1 protein-coding gene is annotated in these 1,136 nt (G+C 61.2%); it reads left to right on the top strand.

Features of this window, described 5'->3' with window-relative positions; all coding sequences use genetic code 11:
• Positions 1-1,136, top strand: a 1,136-nt coding sequence (nuoF, locus tag DI606_RS20245; RefSeq protein ID WP_293985819.1) for an NADH-quinone oxidoreductase subunit NuoF, incomplete at both ends; no start/stop codon positions are given.

Here is a 1,136-nt window from a genome sequence, read left to right as displayed (position 1 = left end):
TGGGACAATACCAAGAAGCTGATGGAAATTGGCCAGGACGCGATCATCGACACCATCAAGGCGTCGAACCTGCGCGGCCGTGGCGGCGCCGGCTTCCCGACCGGCATGAAGTGGAGCTTCATGCCCAAGGAAAGCAAGGATGGCCGTCCCAGCTTCCTCGTCATCAACGCCGACGAATCCGAACCGGGTTCGTGCAAGGACCGCGAAATCATCCGCCACGATCCGCACAAGCTGATCGAAGGTGCGCTGATCGCCGGTTTCGCGATGCGGGCGCGCGCCGCCTACATCTATATCCGCGGCGAATTCATCTATGAAGCGAAGGTTCTCTTCGCTGCCGTCGAGCAGGCCTATGAAAAGGGCTTCATCGGCAAGAATGCCTGCGGGTCGGGCTATGATTTCGACGTGTTCGTCCATCGCGGTGCGGGCGCTTATATCTGTGGCGAGGAAACGGCCCAGATCGAAAGCATCGAAGGCAAGAAGGGCCAGCCCCGCCTGAAGCCGCCTTTCCCGGCAGGCGCGGGCCTCTATGGCTGCCCGACCACCGTCAATAACGTGGAATCCATCGCGGTTTCGCCGACGATCCTGCGTCGTGGCGCGGCCTGGTTCAACGGCTTTGGCCGTGAGAATAATCGCGGCACTAAGCTGTTCCAGATCAGCGGTCATGTGAACAAGCCGTGCGTGGTCGAAGAAAGCATGTCGATCCCGTTCCGCGAACTGATCGATCGCCATTGCGGCGGCATCCGTGGGGGCTGGGACAATCTGCTCGCGGTCATCCCCGGCGGTTCGTCGGTGCCTCTGGTTCCTGCCAAGGAAATCATGGACGCGCCGATGGATTTCGACGGTTTGCGCGCACTCGGCTCAGGCCTTGGTACTGCCGCTGTCATCGTCATGGACAAGTCGACCGACATCGTCCGCGCCATTTCCCGTCTCTCCTACTTCTACAAGCATGAGAGCTGTGGCCAGTGTACGCCGTGCCGCGAAGGCACCGGCTGGATGTGGCGCGTCATGGAGCGTCTGCGCACCGGCGATGCTGACCAGAGCGAAATCGACATGCTGTTCAATGTGACCAAGCAGGTCGAAGGCCACACCATCTGCGCGCTTGGCGACGCAGCGGCATGGCCGATCCAGGGGCTGAT

This window comes from Sphingobium sp., assembly GCF_003248505.1.
Taxonomy (GTDB): Bacteria; Pseudomonadota; Alphaproteobacteria; order Sphingomonadales; family Sphingomonadaceae; genus Sphingobium.
The sequence above is the reverse complement of the archived record's forward strand: the minus strand, read 5'-3'. Positions and strand labels throughout refer to the sequence as shown.